Below are 16,632 nucleotides of genomic sequence, written 5' to 3'. Positions count from 1 at the left end.
TGGGCTGTGATGGGTATCGATGACGGAGCCGCCACTGACAAAGAGGCGAGGGAGCACATGCCCCCGACCCGGTGCCAGGGGCGACAGGGACAGGGGTGTCGATTCAGGGATGCACGCAGGCACCGGGGTGGCCACGTCCGCGTCGGCTGTCCGCCAGCGGCAAGAGCTAGCGAGGCGGATCGACCGCCTTCGGCATGGAGGTGCCCGTGCGTGGCGGCATGGTCAGGTGGAAGCGAGGCATCGCTTCGCAAGGACTGAAGCAGGCCGTCGACTATGCGCTCGGTGGTTCGTGCGATGCAACTGTCGGCACCCCCGCTGGCATCGCCCGCGCGCTCGGTTACGCACCCGAGACCGTAACCCGCTTCATCGTCGAGAACGAACAGGTCACCTCTGACCAACTCGACCGACAGAAACTCGCCGCCTGGGTCGCAGGCCGTGATCCCGACACCGAGGTCATGCGAGGCATCCGGAACCCCTCACCTCGAGCAGATCTGCTCCTTGACGCCACCATCAACGCCCCGAAATCGTTCTCCATTGCGGTGATCCTCGATCCGGAGGTCGCAGCCGCCTACGACGCACTCCAGGATCGCCTTCGCGAACGCGTCATGCTCGCCTGGCAGCGCGAGCTCAACGCACGTCGCGGGAAAGCCGGCCACCGTCGCATGCCGCTGACGCGCATCGAGATCGTGGAGCTCCGTCATGCCCGTTCTCGTGCGCTCGATCCCCACCAGCACCGGCATCTGTGGCTCAACATCAAGGTGCTCGGAGAGGACGGGCGTTGGAGCAACATCGACTCCCGAGTGGCACTGCGCTTTCAGACCATCATCAACGCTGAGGGCGACCTCGCTGCGCGGACAGACCCGGAGTGGATCGCCGCCCTCGCCCGAAGGGGTTTCAGCATCGGCGACGATGGCGAGATCGAGCAGCTCGCCCACATTGTTCGGCCATTGTCGAAGCGGTCGCGTCAGATCGAACGGAATCGCGCCAACCGGCTGGATGAGTGGCGGCTCGAACACCCCGGCGCTGAACCAACGCCGCAGGATCTGACCGCCATCGACCAGTGGGCCTACGCACACGAGCGCCCGGCAAAGCCTGTCGCGATCAACGAAGCCGACTGGCTGAACCTGGTGCGAGAGGAGATCATCGAACTCGATCCGAGGCTCGCTGAGAAGCGGGCCCACGTCGCGCCGTTGGTGAGCCGCCTCGATGATCTCGATGTCGATCTGCTCGCGAGGCGGGCGGTCGCCGATGCTGACCAACGCTCGACGCCGAGTGGAGGACGATTCAGCCGATTCGACGTCCGCGCCGGGGTGCTCCGGGCACTCGCCACAACGGACGTTGTCGTTGAACGATCCCAGCTCGAGCCACTGGTCGAGCTGGTGATTCAGCGCGCCGTCGACGCGGGCTGCACGGACCTGCTCGGCGCAGAAGAAGTGCCGCCACAGGTGAAGGGCTACCTCTCGAATCACACCGCGACACTCAAACGGGAAGTTGAGCGCCGCATGGCCGAACTCGCGCCCCCCGGACGGTCTCTGACCGAAGAGGCGGTCTCCCGCGCCGAGCGCGCGTCCCTCCCGACAGGTCGCTCGCTCGATGAGGGTCAACGAGCCGCCGCCGCAGTGCTGGCTGGCAGCGATCGGCTCGTCACCGTGACCGGCCCCGCCGGAACAGGCAAGACGACCATGCTGCGCGTCGCTTGCGACCTACTCCGCCGCAACGGCCGTCGCCCGCTCCTGCTTGCGCCGACGCGGAAGGCCGCGCAGGTGGCTGGTGCCGAGACCGGCGCAGATGCAACGAGCGTGCATGAGCTGCTCCGAGCCCACGGCTGGACTTGGTATACGGATGACGCCGGCCGCGATGTCTGGACGTGGGAACGTCCAACGAACCCGATCGCTCGCCGCCACCGACTCCGCCGCAACGACCGCGTCATCGTCGACGAGGCCGGCATGCTCGACCTCGAGGCCGCACGCGCGCTCTGCATCACCGCAGAGCAAACCGGCATCGACCTGGCCTTCGTCGGCGACCCGATGCAGTTGCGCCCAGTTGGACACTCTGGCGCGATGCTGTTGGCGACCGAGGCCACGACAGCACGCGTCGATCTCGAGGACGTGCACCGCTTCCGCAAACCGGACGGAGCGATCGACCGCGATTACGCGCAGCTCACGGTCGCGCTGCGCGATGCACGGAGCGAAGATGATCGGCTTGCCGTGGCCGATCGTCTTATCGCCGGCGGCCATGTCGTCGAGTTGGAGCCTGGTCAGGATCCGACGGCCTACCTCGCTGAACGGTATCTCGCAGACACTGCAGCAGGGCTGCGTGTTGCGTTGGTGACGGCGACGAACGAGGAGGCGCAGCGCATCAATGACACGATCCAGCGACTCCGACTCTCGCGAGGCGAGCTGCAGCCACGTTCCGTGCTCTTCGCGCAGGACTCGCAACCCATCTATGAGGGGGACCTCGTCCAGAGCCGAGCCAACGAGAAGAACCTGGGCGTGAGCAACCGTCAGCTCTGGCGAGTCCGCAGCATCACCGGTGGGCACGCCTCCCTCGAATCCGTTTCGGACTCAAGCCGCGTCCGGAACGTACCAGCGAGCTACATCGCTGAGTACGTACACCTGGCCTACGCATCCACCACCCATGGTGCCCAGGGCGACACAGCGGACGTCAGCTACACCTCCGGCGCAGTGAACGGTGCGGCCATCTACGTCGGGCTCACTCGTGGAAGGCTCCAGAACACCCTGGTGCTCCCGGCGAGAGTCTTCGACCTCCGTGAGCAGATTGCCGAGTTGCTAGCGCTTGATCCCGGAGAACCGACAGTCAATCGGACACAGGCCGCGGCTCGCGTCGACTTGACCCGCACCGCACGAGAGGCAGACGCTGCTCAACCGGCACTCTGAATGACGCGAGCTCGTTGTGCAGATCGCTACGGACATCAATCGTCTAACGGTTTCGCTCGCCCAGAATGGTCAGCCCGGCCGCCCACTCCGGGCAGCCGAACGGTGTACGGGCGTCGCTTGGCTGCTGACACGGGCGAACTCCTTCGGTAACGCCGAGCGTGCAGTACAGTCGAACGCGAACTTCGTCGTGCCGGGGTTGTTCGCTCGCAGATAGGGCGTACCATGGTCGTCAATGTTGATTGACGTTGAGGGCGACCGCTTCTCTGTAGAGGTGCGCCTGGGACCAGGCGGACGTCGAGTGTATGACTTCTCATGGATCAACGGGCCCAGTGAACCTCCTTACGGATTCACCATTGGGTCGACTTCTCCATCCACTGAGTTCTCGACGGAAGAGCTGCGGGCAAAAGTCGCCGCTTTTGTCCACCACTTCTATGCCCCCGGCGGGATAGGGCCGGTCGATTTTCCGGAATTTGTGGCATCCAGGAATCGTCAATAAGCTCGGAACTGTCCGCCTAGCCGATCACTCTTGCGACCGTTTACATCGCGCCGCGCTACTTGGCGCTCGCAGCGGATACTACTCGCCAGGCTTTGCTCTTTTCCAAAGTGAATTCTGAAACGATGGGTTTGGAGTAGTCCACCCACGTCTCCTGACCTTCGGCGGTTACCGACACGTTGGATGCATCCAGGGTGACGCGGACGACGGCGTGATCATTGTTCGATTCGATCAATTCAGTCCCTGTGATCTCGACGTCGCCGTGTTGTTGAACCTGGCCCGTCAGATACCAGTCTTGATCCTCTTCTAAGACGTCGCGCATCTCCGTGGACGCAAGGTCGAGCAGAGCATCCGGGATCGGATCGGCGTACCCACTCTGGGCCCAATGGTCATAGCTCTTCACAAAGCTGACCGTTGTCTCGACTGGCTCTTCCGGAGAAGTCTGTGGCGAAGAGCAAGCACTCAACAATGCTGCCGATGCGAGCGCAGAAACGATGAGATGAGACTTGAACTTCATGCTGACCTCGGCTTGTCATTCCACTATTCATACTAGCGATTTCTATCAGTTAAGCCGCTAGCCGCAAGTGATGTCTGTACCGGGCGAGTAGGTCGGAGTGTGCGTGTCGGCGATTCCGACCATATCGAAACTCGTCCAGGCCCGGAATGATGCGGCTGCGGTCCCATTGCACTCGTACCGCGCTGTCACTCGATTGGAGCTGGGGAGACCCATATCTGCCTGCGAGGGGAGGACTGCGCGACCCTGTGTGCCTACAGCTTGATAGAGACCGATCGGATTCATTCGATCAAGTTGAGTGGTCACGTCCGCGTGTGTCGCACTGCAGTTGCCTTGATTCCAGCCACCGTGCGCTTGCGTCGCTCGAGCACTTGACGGATTGCTTGTAGAAATGTGTGGGTAGTCGACGATACCGTAAGCTTCGCAAATAGCCTGAGCGCTGGAGGATGACTTACTTTCTGCGTCAGTCTCAGGCATGATCTGCACCTTCTCGACAATCATCGTAGATGCATCGTCGGTCGGTGAGGGTGGGGGAGTTGTCACTGCATGTGCAGAGGTTGGAATCGTGAGTGCGATAGTCGCAGCAGCCGCGATGATCGAAAACGAAAGCTTGGTTTTCATTGCATCCTCATTTCGCATTAGGGTCACGTATGCTCCTTTATGGCAAAGGCGGTGATCCCTGTTGGTAGTGAGCTATTGACTATCAACGTATCGTCTTCCACCCAGCCCTGTCCACCCCTGAATGGGGGAGGCGTCGATTCGGCGGACGCGCAGGCTATCGGGGCGCCGAGGGGCGGGCGTCCTCCTTGCTGGTGTTTCTCTTGCCTGCGCGGGGCGGTAAATAGTGGTATTCCAGTCGCTTGTCAATTCAATTGATCAGGCGGCTATCCCGTTCGACACGTGATAAGCCGATTCAATCCGCCGTGGGCAAGCGCTGGAGCGGGAATGAACGGAATCATTGGCGTCCCAGAACGGCCGCCGACGCCGCCGCACGCAGCGGCTGTCGAGTCCCAGTCGTGCCACTGTCGTTACCATCACGTACACTCGCTTAATCGAACACGTGTTCGAATCTCGGAGGTGCGACATGGCGACGATCGTTGACGAAGCAGTGGATGTTGATCTCGCGGCGGACGGCGATCCGCTGGCGTTCGTGTGGAAACGATTCGAACACCGGGTCATCGGCCAGCCGCAAGCGCTGTTCTCCCGCCAAGCCTGGTGGACAGGCGACTCGTCGCCAGCCCGCATCGATATCGAGACGTGGCGGGTCGACGCGGCGCGAGGCGACGAGGAGCCCACCCGCTACGACCTCCGCCGCGACACCACCGGCAGATGGACGCTCGCGGTCGCCTGGACGTGAGCTTCTCCCACCTCCACGTAGCCTCCCACCTCTCCGCCCACTACGGGGTAACGTCGAGCGCCGCCCTGGCCGGTCTCGCAGCGGAAGACGGGGCGTCGTTGCTCGCCCTGACCGACCGCGACGGGCTCTACGGAGGACCGAAGCACGTCGGAGCGTGCCTGGCTGCGGGCATCTCACCGGGGCTGGGGACCGACCTCGCTGTCCTCGACGAACATCAGGAGCCGATCGGCCGGGTCGTCCTGCTCGCGCATGGTCAGAACCGCGGAGCTGGGTTCGCTCAACTGTGTCGTGCGGTCAGCGCTGCGCATGGTCGCCGCGACAGACCGGCGATCCTTCGCGATGAACTCGCCGCGATCCTCGCCGATGATCCCGCATTGACGGTGATGCTCGGGCCTGAGTCCGATGTCGGGCATGCGATCGCGCAACGGGATCACGCCGGCGCCGGTGCAGCCCTCGATCGGTGGCGGGAACGGCTACCTACGCGTCATCTTGTGATCGAGGTCGTCTGTCATCTCACCGACCAAGGGGTTCGGGGCAACGTCGCGGCCGCGACTCGGATGCTCAGCCTCGCGGAGTCCGCCGGCGTCCCGGCGGTACTCACGAACTCCGTTCGATACGGACTTCCAGAGGAGGCGGCCACCGCAGACTTGGCGGACGCCTCGAGATTCTTGCGTCCGCTGGCCGAGCTCGACGACCTGAACGAGCTGCAGGTGAATGGACAGGCCTGGTTGAAGCCCGCAAAGCAGATGCGGCAGATCGCCAGGATGATCGTCGGCGCCGGTACACACGATGACGGGGCGGTGCAACGGCTACTGGCAGAGACCGAGCGCCTCGCCGAACGGTGCGCCCTCGACCCGGTGTCCGATGTCGGCTGGAAGCAGCCGCGCATGCCGGAAGCGTCGGTGATTGGCATCAGTGGCGACCCGCACCAGGCCCTGTGGGAACGGGCGCGTGCTGGCGTCGATGAACGGTACGCGCGGCCGGGGATGCCTCCACAGGAAGACGCGCACCGGGCCCTTGAACACGAGATGCGGATCGTTGAGCAGCTCGGCATGCCGTCCTACTTCCTGACGGTCGCCAAGGTCGCTGACATCATCCGGGAGATGGGTATCCGGATTCAGGCTCGTGGCTCGGGTGTCGGGTCTGTCCTCAACTACGCCCTCCACACGTCGTCGGTCGAGCCCATCAGTAACGGGCTCATCTTCGAACGCTTCCTCTCGCCCGAACGCACCAACCTTCCGGACATCGATCTCGACGTCGAGTCCGCCCGCCGTCACGACGTCTACCGCGAGGTGTTCGCTCGCTTCGGCTCAGACCGCGTCACGCTTATGTCGATGACCAACGCTTACCGCTCGCGTGGAGCGGTCCGCGACGCGGGTCTCGCTCTCGGTATGGACGAGTCGATGATTGACATGATCGCGAAGCAGATGTGGCGGTTCAACGCCCGCGAGTTCCGCGACGCCCTCCGAGACAAGCCAGAGCTGGCCGACCTCGCTGACGCCGTGCGCGAGTCCCGCGAACTCGACCTGCTCGTGGACGTCACCGAGCGTCTCGATCGTCTGCCGCGCCACATCAGCGTCCACCCTTGCGGTGTCATCCTGTCGGACACTTCCTTACTGAACCGCACGCCGACGCAGCTGTCGGGCATGGGCCTTCCGATGTCGCAGTACGACAAGCACGACATGGACAACATGGGCCTCATCAAGCTCGACATCCTCGGCGTGCGGATGCAATCGGCGATGGCGCACGCCGTCAGCGAGCACGAACGCTTGACCGGCGAGACCATCGAACTCGATGCCCTGCCGCTCGACGATGAACCCACGTATGAACTGCTACGTTCCACGCGCACGCTCGGTGTCTTCCAGCTCGAGTCGCCCGGGCAGATGGAACTGGTCGGCAAGCTGCAACCAGAGGTCTTCAACGACCTCACGGTGGAAATCTCACTGTTCCGCCCGGGGCCGATGCAGAACGACATGCCGCTGCAGTACCTTCAGGTGCGGCACGGCGAGACGATGCCTGACTACATCGACCCGAGACTTCGGCCCATTCTCCGAGAGACGCGCGGCGTGGTCGTCTTCCACGAGCAGGTCATGCGGATCATCGACGAACTCACCGGCTGTGGGCTCGGTCCCGCCGACGTCATCCGCCGACAGCTCGCGGACCGCGGGCGCCTCGCCGGAATCGAAACCTTCGTGCGCGACCGCGCTATGGCGCGCGGATTCCGGCCAGCCGTGATCGACAAAGCCTGGACCATCCTTGCTGGCTTCGGGTCCTTCGGGTTCGCGAAGGCGCACGGGGCAGCCTTTGCTTTGCCGACGTTCCAGTCGGCCTGGTTGAAACGGCATCACCCGGCCGAGTTCATGGCCGGGCTACTCACCCACGACCCGGGCATGTGGCCGAAGGACCTGATCCTCGCTGAAGCCCGCCACCTCGACGTGCCGGTGCTCCCGATCGACGTGCAGCGCTCGGGACTGGAGTACGTCGTCGAGATCGCGCCCGACAGCCGGCTGGGCGTGCGGATGTCGCTGGTCGAGATGAAGGGAAGTACCGAGAAAGAACGAGCCCGCATCGCGAGGCATCAGCCGTTCTCATCGCTTCAGGACTTCCGGGACCGAGTCCGTCCGCGCCGCCGAACCTTCGAGGCGCTCGCTCGTGTGGGTGCACTTGACGCATTCATCGACTACATCCCGAGACGACGCCACGAACTCCTCGCTCACCTCGCCGGCGTGACCACGAGCGCCCAGCTCATCGCCGACGAACAGCTCGCCTTCGAACTCGACCTGCCTGTTCCCGAGCGCAGCATGGTCACTTCGCTTGAGCTGCGGGGTAGGACCCAGACCGACCTCGAACTGCAGGAGATGCGCCTGGCCGTGAACCGCCACCAGATGGAACGGTTCTACCCGCTCTTCCGCGAACTGGGTGTGACGCCGGCACGCGACCTCATGGACCTCCCGGGTGGAACCGAGGTCCTCATCGCCGGCGTCCGCCGAGCGACGAATACACCCCCGATGCGCGGCGGCAAGCGCGTCGTCTTCGTCTCACTCGACGACGGCACCGGACCTGTCTCGAACGTCGTCTTCTTCCACGACGTCCAAGAGCAGATCGGGTCGGGCGTCTTCGAAACCCACTATGTACTGATTGCTGGTGTTACACGACGGTCTGGCGCGCGGGGTGTGTCCGTGACTGGAACAGCCGCGTGGGATCTGCTGCAAGTACAGCAGCAGCGAAGCGAGCATGGTGCCGTCCTCGCGGAAGTGCGGCCGCTTCGACGACGCGTCGGCTGAATAGGGGAGCTATTCTTCGTCAGTAGCGGCTTGCGATCGCCTTGCTTCCCGTAGCTGCTGAATTCTCTGGCGGAGGGTAGGGTCGTCGGGCGCTCCGGAGCCATCGAGGTCTCCACGGATGAAGACCCGCTCAGTGAAGTCCAGCACAATCTCCTGCTGCTCGTCTCGCGGGAGATCTACGATGAACGGCCGTACCCTGCGCAGCGCCAGATCGGTGCGTTTCGCGGCTCGTGCTTCGCGGTGATGCTGAGCGCCTCGACGGCCGAGTAAGGCCGCGATCCCGAGAGTCCCAAGGGATGCCGCGAGGCGAGTCATCGACACACCAACGTCTGAATCGGCCACCCCGTCGAGCGTGTAGAGATGCACCAATATCGCGGACACGCCCGCAGCACCCACGAGTGCTGCGGCAACGTCGCAGATCCATGCCGCGATGTTCTTGTTACGGGCATATTGGCCATAGTCGGTGGCGACAACCAATGCGGTTGTAGCGTGGACGGTGCTCCGCGCGGTTTCTTCATGGTCGTGGAGCTGAGCTATGAGCTGGGCCGCTTCGGCCTCGTGGGCCTGATTCTTCTCGCTCCAAAGGCGAATGTGATCCGAAACTTCGGCATCCTGCGTCTCCAGTAGTGCGTCGACCTGCTCTTTCGAGTCAGTCGTAAACTCGGCGACCGCTTCAGCTATTCGCGTTTTCTGTTCGTCGATCTGAGCTTGCAAGTCACTTTCCGCTGTTACAAGGTCTGACAATCGCTTGTCTGTGTCCTCGAGCCCTGACGATACCGACGCCAGAGCCTCTTGAACCTTGGCTGCGAAGCTATCTGTGGCGGCTTGAATTCCACTGAGGTATCGCGCCGGCTTGAGAGGTGGCCACGACGCTAGCGTGTTCATGACAGCGTCGGCCATCGGCACAACATTTGCCATGGTCCAGGCCTCGGAATTCACGTTTTGAAGCCCTGAGACCAATTCTGCGACGGCGGCGCTGGTCGAGTCGAGAGACGCCGGGGCTACCTCCAGGGCATCAGTTTCATCACTCCGTCGTTCCAGGAGTTCGATGACCTGCCCTACGTATGCAAGAAGCTGATTCGACGGCGCGTCATCAGGATCTATTCGAAGTTCGTTGACCTGCTCCCTCGCGCTGGAAACTCCCGCCCAGAGTGCATGATTCCGAAACCTGTCGCCCCAATAGGTCATAGCTGTCCCTCCGCTACGAACATAGTGCCGCTCACCCCAGACATGGACCTCCCGATCAGGTCAGAGGGTAGAACAGCCGTGCGGAAGCTGCTGTATCGTGGTACGTACGACGGGCTGGTCACCAGAACGTTGTTCGCCGGATGCCCCGCCTCGCGGGGCTTTCGTGCTTAAGGGCGCCAGACCCAGACGTGGACAACCGCCGGCTCGATTGCCGCCCATAACCGCTCTGCCGATCGACGTGCTCGCGCGTCGCCTTCGGGATGCCCGTCCAGGCGGTGGTAGAGGTAGGCCACGAGGTCCGCGGCTTGGATGCCCGGAGTGCCGCGCGACGTACGGAAACTGAGCGGTAGATGGAGTCCGGCTAGCGTCGACGAGGCATAGCCTGGCGTACCGATGTCACGGAATCCGCGGACGAGTGCGTGCAGGGCGCTCTGATCGGGAAGCTCATCGGCGACTACGGTCAGCGACGTTCCTCGCGTAACGGCGTAGTCGCTGAGTTCCTCAAGGATGTGCTGCAGGACGATCTCGTGCGGCCGGCGCGGATAGCGGTACCGCGCGTGCAACCTTGCAACGTCGAGTCCCCGGACGAAGACCTCGACAGGAACCTCGACGAGCAGTTCGAGTGCTCGACGGTAGATGGTCGCGACCGCTCGGTGGCGACCCCGTAGAGGTGACCATGCGCCTTTGCCCGCGGTCATCTCGTGCGCGTGCAGTTCGACGTCACGGGTGAGGCCGAACGCTTCGGCAATGGCCACTGCTCGCACGATCGCCTCTCGGAGCCGATCCTCGTGCTCCGCATCGATGACCACGGCAGCAATGTAGTAGTAGTCACGCGTGTAGGACTCATCGAGGTACGCGATCAACATGTGCTGTCTGTCTGTCGATCAGGACAGTCAGCGAGACAGCCGTCTGCCCGTCTGTGCGTCTTTCCGTCTGTCATGACGGATTGCGGCTGAGACGGTCGCGAATCGCCTCGTCGAGGAAGTCGACGATGCTGATGTCGTGGATCGCGAGGTAGCGGTCGAGGTCGTCCCGGAGGGAGATCTCGATCTTCGAGGAGAACGGCTCCATCCGGCGGCGATTGCGCGGCCGACCCGGTCCCAGGCGGCGGGACGCCAGATCATCCGTCATGCCGCCGGGCCGACCGGCGGCGGAGGTGAGCACTGTGAGGTCATCGACTGTCGGTGCCTTCCTCAGCGCTGGGCGACGGTCATCCGCGCTCATGCTGCCACTCCGTGCAGCACCTCGGTGAGTGCAGCGAATCGCTCGGTCAGCACCAGTGCACCGGGAGTCGTCAACGAGCTGAGCGGCCGACGACGGCTCTCCGCATCCTGCATCGCCGTGCGTTCCGGCAGGAACGGGCGGAGCAGGACTTCGCCGTAAGTGGCCTCGAGTTCCTCCAGCCGGTATCGGTGCTCTGAGGTCAGTCGGGGTGTGACTCGGTTGACGACGATGCCGGCGAATCGCAGGGAGGGGTTCAGGTGGGGGAGCGCCCGCACCTTCGCCACCGTCTCGAGGTACTGTCCGACGCCGGTGAGGCCGAAGGCGGTGGGGTCGGTGACGACAATGGTGCTGTCCGCCCAGAGCAGCGCATTGAGCGTGAGCCGTCCGAGCGCTGGCGGCGTGTCGATCAGGATGTCGTCGTAGGCGTCGAGCTGCGCACTTCCCCAGGCGGACGTTTTGAGCCGCAACTCAGGCGTCAGGAGTGACTCCGACTCGATCCGCGCGAGATCCGGGGACCCGGCGATGAGGTCGACGTTCTTCCAATCGGTCGGAGCCGCCGCTGCGCCGAGTGTTCCTGCGTCGCCCGCGTAGAGGACATCGAAGGCGGTGTACTCACCGTGTCTCCCGAGAACGGTTGTCGCATCGGACTGCGGGTCGAGGTCGATGACGAGGACCTTTCGCCCCTCTTGGGCGAGGGCGTCTGCTCGACCAAGGACGACCGTTGTCTTGCCGACACCGCCCTTGCGGGAGCCGATGGCTTCTTTGTGAGGCATGTGTTGACGTCCATTCGTATGGTTTGTCGGAAGGGTGGATGGTGAGACGGGTGACCGTCCCTCAATACGTCATGACGTATTGACCGGATGAGCCGCCGAGCTCGAATGCGGCGAACGCGTCAACCGGCACCGAGCTGCGTTTGCCGAACGTGGATCAAGCCGTCGAGAGCGGCATCGTCCGAGTCGTATCTGCCAGCCGGGAGCGCGAGGACCGTGCCGCTCAAGAACGTGAGGACGAGGAACGCGAGGTATCGAGGCTGACCAGGGCGACCGCGAGCCTCGCGCACGGGCTCCTCGTGAACGTGTTCGTGAATCCGCTCGACGTGGTCCAGGTTGATCCACTGCCACTCGGCCGCTGCCTCGGATGGCAGCCCGGTGTCGTCGAAGGCGGTGAGCATCATGCGGGTGAAGCGAGTCATTCGGTGTCCTGTCCGTCGTTGCTTCGAACGTAGGGACGGCGACACCGACCTAGGGGCGACAGGTGTCTGACTGTGGATAACTTCCGCGCTGCGGCCCATGTGGATCGCGTCAGCTCATCGCCGGACCGTTACGACCCCGGCCAGCTCGGCGAGCGAGTTGCTCGGCCTCCCGGCGCTTCTCCGCTTCGACGGCTAGCTGGAGTGCGCGTGCACGGGTCATTCCGACGGGGGTGACCTTCCCGCGCTTGTACGGTCCGGTCGTCGGCGTGGGTCGCATTGCGGGGTCGATCCGTGAGCGGGACTCGAAGATCCTCTGTCGTTCTTCGGCCGTCGGGCGGCCTGGCTCCGGATGGAGCAGCCTCCACAGTTGTTCGCCACCACGTCGCTCCTGGTAGAGCGCCTCCAGCCGAGCAGGGCTTGCCCGACTCAACGCGGAGAAGAAGCTCTTGGCACGCTGCTCCGCGAGTCGCTGTTCCGCCGCCGTTGTCTCGTGGAGGCGGGGCGGCGGGAGCAATACCCGCGTCGGCAGCGGCACGTAGTTACGCTTCGCGTCCTCGCGGTAGAGGCCGAGCAACGACTGAGTGCGCTGTTTCGCAAGGGCCTTCTCCCTCCCGTACCCGAGCCCCCGAGCCTCGCGGATGTGCTCGCGAGCTATCCAGTCGCGAGACTCCCACAGCACGAAGCTGAGCTTGACGTCATGAGCGCCTTCATTCAGCAGTGCCTGCAGACGCTCGGGGCTTGCCTGCTTCAGCCCGTTGAAGAACGCCCTCGCCTCGGCCTGGTAGTCGAGAGTCTTGGGAGCCGCGACGAGCATCAGGGCACCGTGCCGTCTCGGTCGGCGCCGGCGATGCGCGCGCGGAGCTCAGGTTCTTCCGGCATGGTCCGGCTCGCCGTTTCCAAGTGCCCGTTCGCGCAGCCCTCGGGCTTGTAGTGGCGCAGGCGGGAGCGGAAGTACTCGAATCGCTCGTGCCAGCCGAGGGGACCGTGCCCGCCGCCGTCGGCTTCTTCGAACGACACTTCCCAGCTGCTGAAGAGCGCGGAGAGCTCCTCCACAATGCCGTCGTGGAGATACCAGCAGTCCGGTATGAGCCGGGCCGGGATCGTGTACCGGGAGCAGATCCAGGAGACCCACTCCGCGAGCAGTCGCCAGACCTCTGGCTCGCGATCGTCCGGCAAGGACCGCCAGTTGACGACCCCGAAGTACTCGGGCTCGGGCAGTGCCGGCCAGGTGTCGAATCCATCGCCGACTTCGTCCGCGTCGTCCAGCGCGAACGGAGCCCGGAACTCACGCTCCGCGGCCTGACGCCATCCGCCAGTCTCAGCCATGCGTCTTCCTCCGGGCTTCGGACTGCTCAGTGAAGACCTGCCGCTGGGCAGCCTCCGTCGCTCGCTTGCCCGCGACGATCTCGCGAGCGTCGCGTCGTGTGGTCCATCCATCGACGTCGAGGAGGACACCCCGTCGATTGCGGTAGCTCAGCAGGCCCATGCCTTCAGGGAGTCGGCGGAGTTCATCGACCGTCAGTACCGGCTCGAGCTGTCGCTGCTCGGAGCGGGTCGTGCCCGTCTCGCTGCGGCTGACGGACCCGCGGTTCACCTGACGTTGGCCGAGCATGCTCGACACGTCCTGCAGGTGCTTGATGTTGGACGACCCGCCGAGCATGAGCTTGGCGATGGCGGAGTTCCAGATCGTGTCAGCCTCGCTCTCCGACCACCTGGACTTCGCCTGGGACAGCGACTGGAGCACGACCATCGTCGAGATCCCGATACCGCCACCGTCCGAGAGGATCGTCGGCAGCTGCGGCCAGGCGAACATGTTCGCGATCTCGTCGAGGATCAGCCCGAGCGGAGGATCGAGACGATTCCCGGGCGACGCCAGCGCCTTCCGGCGAGCGGTCTCGACGACGTCGTCCAGTACCGCGCCGAGAAACCCGCCGACCGCCCCCGCGCCGGTTCCAGTGCCGATGAGGTAGATCGTGTTTGACCCGGCGAGAAACTCCTCGACGTCGAGCGCCTCGTCGCATCCCGGATTCATAGCGTCGAACACGGACGGGATCGCAAGCGGTCGCAGGGCCTCGGCGACGCCGAACCACTTCGATCCCAATAGCTTCGCATCACCCTCGATCACATCCGCGAGACCCATGGCCCATCCAGGTGCACCAGAGTCCGCGAGTACATCCACGGCACGCCCCGCCAGCACCGGACTCATGCCCCAGTCCCGAAGGGCTGTTGTCCCGCCGTCACTGAGCGCTGCCGCGTGCAGCAGAGCGGCCAGCAGGGTCCCCGAGGCGCCGGCCCATTCCTGGTTGGTGGATGACCGCCCGAGCGCACTGCCGGCGATGATCGTCCGGGCTCGTTGCTCGGCGACGAGTGGGTCAGCGCAGCCCGTCACCGGTGATATCCGGAGGGCGGAGCGGACGCCTGAGAGCTGCTGCGGGTCGAAGACCGTGACGGTTCCCCGTTGTGCGCGGTGTGCCATCGTCGCGGCAAGGTTGTCGTTGCGGGTGGAGGTCGTGACCAGCGGGCCGTTCCAATCGAGGATCGCCGAGATGATGACTCGCCAGCCCTTGCCGGACCGGGGCGGGCCATCGAGGAGGAGGGAGTCTTCGATCGAGACGTAGACGTCGATGCCGCGCGAGGTGCCGATCCGCCAGCCGACATCATCGGCGTGCGGATCCGCGAGCGTCGGACGAAGGGTTCCTGCCCTGCGGAGGAGCGCCCGCTCGGAGACCTGTCGCCGCACCTCGCTGCGTCCCGCCAAGCCGTTGCGCCGCAGGAGCTGTGATCGGAACCAGCGGTCGGATTCACGGAACGACAACCATCCGGCAAGACACAGCGCGGCGACGATCGTGAGCAGGACCACTATGCCGATGACCGTCCAACGGGCGCCATCCGTGGAGACGATGCAGCTCCCACCCGGTGTTGCGGGAACCGAACCGCTGGCGACCAGCATCCCGGCCGCGGCGAACGGACCGAGTCCAGCCGGCACCTCTCCGCAGGTCAGCAGCACGAAGACCATCACCACGGCGCCCGCGATGCCGATCGCGGTTGCCGCGATGGCGATGATGCCCAGGAGAACGAGCACGAGTCGGTCGGTCATCGGGGTGCCGCTCCGGGTCCGTCGGTGCGGAAGACAGCCAGTTCGCCAGGTGTGCAGTCGTTGCGCACCTTGGCTACCCGCTCCGGCCCGATCTGCCAGAAGCCTTCGCCACGGCGGAGTTTGCGGACAAGCTCGGTCTGCGTCCGGTTCCATCCGAGGACCTGCGAACTGCGCTCGAGCTCTCCCGTGTGCTGCGCGTAGTTGACGCGGGTGTCACAGTCCGCCAGGAGCCCGAGGGCTTGGGCGTGCAAGGCGGACCCGCGATCGCCAAGCGCGTCGAAGTCGTTGATGCGGTGGATGAGGTAGCAGTTCGACCGCCTCTTGTGACGAGCGGTCTTCTCGTCGCTCACTCGTCCGACGAGATTGCCGCCGCCGGCGACCTCGTTGAGCAGTGCGACTGCTGCCTCCTCGTGCACGATCAGCCGCGCCTGGCCAGGACAGGTCGGGGTGCCCCGCTCGATCCAGTCGGTCGTCGCCAGGCGGAGAAGTGCTTTCGTTTCCGCACTCGCCCGCAGGAGTCCCGAGGTGTCGACGGTCAGCATCGGTGTGCTCGCGTCGAAGACCACCGTCGACGGGCGATCCATGAGATCGGCAAGATCGCCGACCGTGACGCGACGAAGGGTGTGCGCGAGCATCTGGCCGCCCGCACCGATCTCCTCGGCGATGTGGGACTCAGGGTGACGCAGCGCTTCCCACACCATCGGCACTAGCGCGGTCGAGTTCGACCGGTGCACCTGCTCGAGTGCGAGATCGATAGCCGTGTGCTCGATCTCGCTCAGCTCCGTCGTGTTCCGGAGGATGGCGACCATGGCGCGGACCTTGGCCCGCTGGAACTGCAGGACTTCCTGCGTCCAATCGGCATCGCTCACGTCGGCGCGACGAGGTCCCGGATCGAGCGGGTTGATGCGCGCGGCCTGACCAGGGCCCAGGCGCATCGTCACACCTCCGACGTAGGCGGCGACGCGCGTCCACTCGCCGTTCGGATCGTGCGGCACCGCGACCTTCCGGCCTAGCCGACACAGGCGGGTGCTGAGTGCCTTCGCGAGCACGGACTTGCCGCTGCCCTTCACCCCGAAGATCGCCATTGAATGCGAGCGAACGACACCCGCGGCGTAGGCCTCCCACGGGTCGAAGCAGAACGTGGACCGAGACAGCAGGTTCGGACCGATGTATGCGCCGGCCATCGGTTCGCCGCTCTCGGCGAGGAAGGGCAGCGCGGCACCGAGGGTGCGTGAGGAGGCGCGGTGGACCGGCGCGACGACTCCCGGCCGCGCGCGGAGGTTGTGCGGTGCTTTCCAGCCGTCGGCAGATATCGAACTCGCCGGAAGCGCGTCCTCGGCGATTGCATGGCGCCATGCGCTCAGACGCGACACAGATCCGGATCGA

General features: G+C 64.6%; 13 protein-coding genes. 3 read left to right on the top strand and 10 right to left on the bottom strand.

From position 1 onward, the window contains the following. Window positions 1-206: 206 nt before the first annotated feature. Entirely contained in the window at window positions 207-2,897 is a 2,691-nt protein-coding gene (locus BWO91_RS14395) for an AAA family ATPase (protein WP_167620494.1), read from the top strand. 551 nt (window positions 2,898-3,448) lie between these two features. Here the strand turns inward: BWO91_RS14395 and BWO91_RS14390 are convergent. Continuing rightward, entirely contained in the window at window positions 3,449-3,907 is a 459-nt protein-coding gene (locus BWO91_RS14390; protein WP_153303484.1) for a hypothetical protein, read from the bottom strand. Window positions 3,908-4,988: 1,081 nt separating this feature from the next. Here BWO91_RS14390 and BWO91_RS14385 point away from each other — a divergent pair. Then, window positions 4,989-5,261: a hypothetical protein gene (locus BWO91_RS14385; protein ID WP_079003036.1), complete on the top strand. Its 273-nt coding sequence runs from the start codon at window positions 4,989-4,991 to the stop codon at window positions 5,259-5,261. Then, on the top strand, window positions 5,234-8,545 hold the full coding sequence (gene dnaE, locus BWO91_RS14380) for a DNA polymerase III subunit alpha (RefSeq protein WP_153303483.1): 3,312 nt from the start codon (window positions 5,234-5,236) through the stop codon (window positions 8,543-8,545). Before BWO91_RS14385 ends, dnaE begins: the two co-directional genes overlap by 28 nt. 9 nt (window positions 8,546-8,554) lie before the next feature. Here the strand turns inward: dnaE and BWO91_RS19720 are convergent, their stop codons facing one another. The 9 genes from BWO91_RS19720 to BWO91_RS14335 form a co-directional block, all read right to left on the bottom strand. Beyond that, on the bottom strand, window positions 8,555-9,733 hold the full coding sequence (locus BWO91_RS19720) for a hypothetical protein (RefSeq protein WP_153303482.1): 1,179 nt from the start codon (window positions 9,731-9,733) through the stop codon (window positions 8,555-8,557). A 167-nt stretch (window positions 9,734-9,900) separates the two neighbouring features. Further along, window positions 9,901-10,599 carry a DUF3800 domain-containing protein gene (locus tag BWO91_RS14370; protein WP_079003034.1) on the bottom strand — a complete coding sequence of 233 codons (699 nt, stop codon included), beginning with the start codon at window positions 10,597-10,599 and terminating at the stop codon, window positions 9,901-9,903. Between the two features lie 70 nt (window positions 10,600-10,669). Next, window positions 10,670-10,864, bottom strand: a complete 195-nt coding sequence (locus tag BWO91_RS14365; protein WP_240555519.1) for a hypothetical protein — start codon at window positions 10,862-10,864, stop codon at window positions 10,670-10,672. Between the two features lie 89 nt (window positions 10,865-10,953). Next, a complete protein-coding gene (locus BWO91_RS14360) occupies window positions 10,954-11,730 on the bottom strand; it encodes a ParA family protein (RefSeq protein WP_079003032.1) in 777 nt (258 codons plus the stop codon). A 119-nt stretch (window positions 11,731-11,849) separates the two neighbouring features. After that, a complete protein-coding gene (locus BWO91_RS14355; RefSeq protein ID WP_079003031.1) occupies window positions 11,850-12,149 on the bottom strand; it encodes a hypothetical protein in 300 nt (99 codons plus the stop codon). A 109-nt stretch (window positions 12,150-12,258) separates the two neighbouring features. Next, the gene (locus BWO91_RS14350; protein ID WP_079003030.1) at window positions 12,259-12,963 is read right to left on the bottom strand and encodes a hypothetical protein; all 705 of its coding nucleotides are present in this window, start codon (window positions 12,961-12,963) and stop codon (window positions 12,259-12,261) included. Next, entirely contained in the window at window positions 12,963-13,475 is a 513-nt protein-coding gene (locus BWO91_RS14345; RefSeq protein WP_079003029.1) for a hypothetical protein, read from the bottom strand. The genes BWO91_RS14350 and BWO91_RS14345 overlap by 1 nt, the downstream gene beginning before the upstream one ends. Beyond that, window positions 13,468-15,246: a type IV secretory system conjugative DNA transfer family protein gene (locus BWO91_RS14340; RefSeq protein ID WP_240555518.1), complete on the bottom strand. Its 1,779-nt coding sequence runs from the start codon at window positions 15,244-15,246 to the stop codon at window positions 13,468-13,470. The genes BWO91_RS14345 and BWO91_RS14340 overlap by 8 nt, the downstream gene beginning before the upstream one ends. Further along, complete coding sequence (locus BWO91_RS14335) at window positions 15,243-16,619, bottom strand: helicase HerA domain-containing protein (protein WP_079003028.1); 1,377 nt, start codon at window positions 16,617-16,619, stop codon at window positions 15,243-15,245. Before BWO91_RS14335 ends, BWO91_RS14340 begins: the two co-directional genes overlap by 4 nt. Window positions 16,620-16,632: the final 13 nt, after the last annotated feature.

The organism is Plantibacter flavus, assembly GCF_002024505.1.
GTDB lineage: Bacteria > Actinomycetota > Actinomycetes > Actinomycetales > Microbacteriaceae > Plantibacter > Plantibacter flavus_A.
This window is presented reverse-complemented; position numbering and strand designations above follow the sequence as displayed.

What these genes read in the sequence shown, in the direction of transcription:
- BWO91_RS14390 (WP_153303484.1), bottom strand. Translation starts at nt 3,907, where the DNA reads ATGAAGTTCAAGTCTCATCTCATCGTTTCTGCGCTCGCATCGGCAGCA.
- BWO91_RS14365 (WP_240555519.1), bottom strand. Translation starts at nt 10,864, where the DNA reads ATGACGGATGATCTGGCGTCCCGCCGCCTGGGACCGGGTCGGCCGCGC.
- BWO91_RS14385 (WP_079003036.1), top strand. Translation starts at nt 4,989, where the DNA reads ATGGCGACGATCGTTGACGAAGCAGTGGATGTTGATCTCGCGGCGGAC.
- BWO91_RS14355 (WP_079003031.1), bottom strand. Translation starts at nt 12,149, where the DNA reads ATGACTCGCTTCACCCGCATGATGCTCACCGCCTTCGACGACACCGGG.
- BWO91_RS14370 (WP_079003034.1), bottom strand. Translation starts at nt 10,599, where the DNA reads ATGTTGATCGCGTACCTCGATGAGTCCTACACGCGTGACTACTACTAC.
- BWO91_RS19720 (WP_153303482.1), bottom strand. Translation starts at nt 9,733, where the DNA reads ATGACCTATTGGGGCGACAGGTTTCGGAATCATGCACTCTGGGCGGGA.
- dnaE (WP_153303483.1), top strand. Translation starts at nt 5,234, where the DNA reads ATGGACGCTCGCGGTCGCCTGGACGTGAGCTTCTCCCACCTCCACGTA.
- BWO91_RS14345 (WP_079003029.1), bottom strand. Translation starts at nt 13,475, where the DNA reads ATGGCTGAGACTGGCGGATGGCGTCAGGCCGCGGAGCGTGAGTTCCGG.
- BWO91_RS14350 (WP_079003030.1), bottom strand. Translation starts at nt 12,963, where the DNA reads ATGCTCGTCGCGGCTCCCAAGACTCTCGACTACCAGGCCGAGGCGAGG.
- BWO91_RS14360 (WP_079003032.1), bottom strand. Translation starts at nt 11,730, where the DNA reads ATGCCTCACAAAGAAGCCATCGGCTCCCGCAAGGGCGGTGTCGGCAAG.
- BWO91_RS14340 (WP_240555518.1), bottom strand. Translation starts at nt 15,246, where the DNA reads ATGACCGACCGACTCGTGCTCGTTCTCCTGGGCATCATCGCCATCGCG.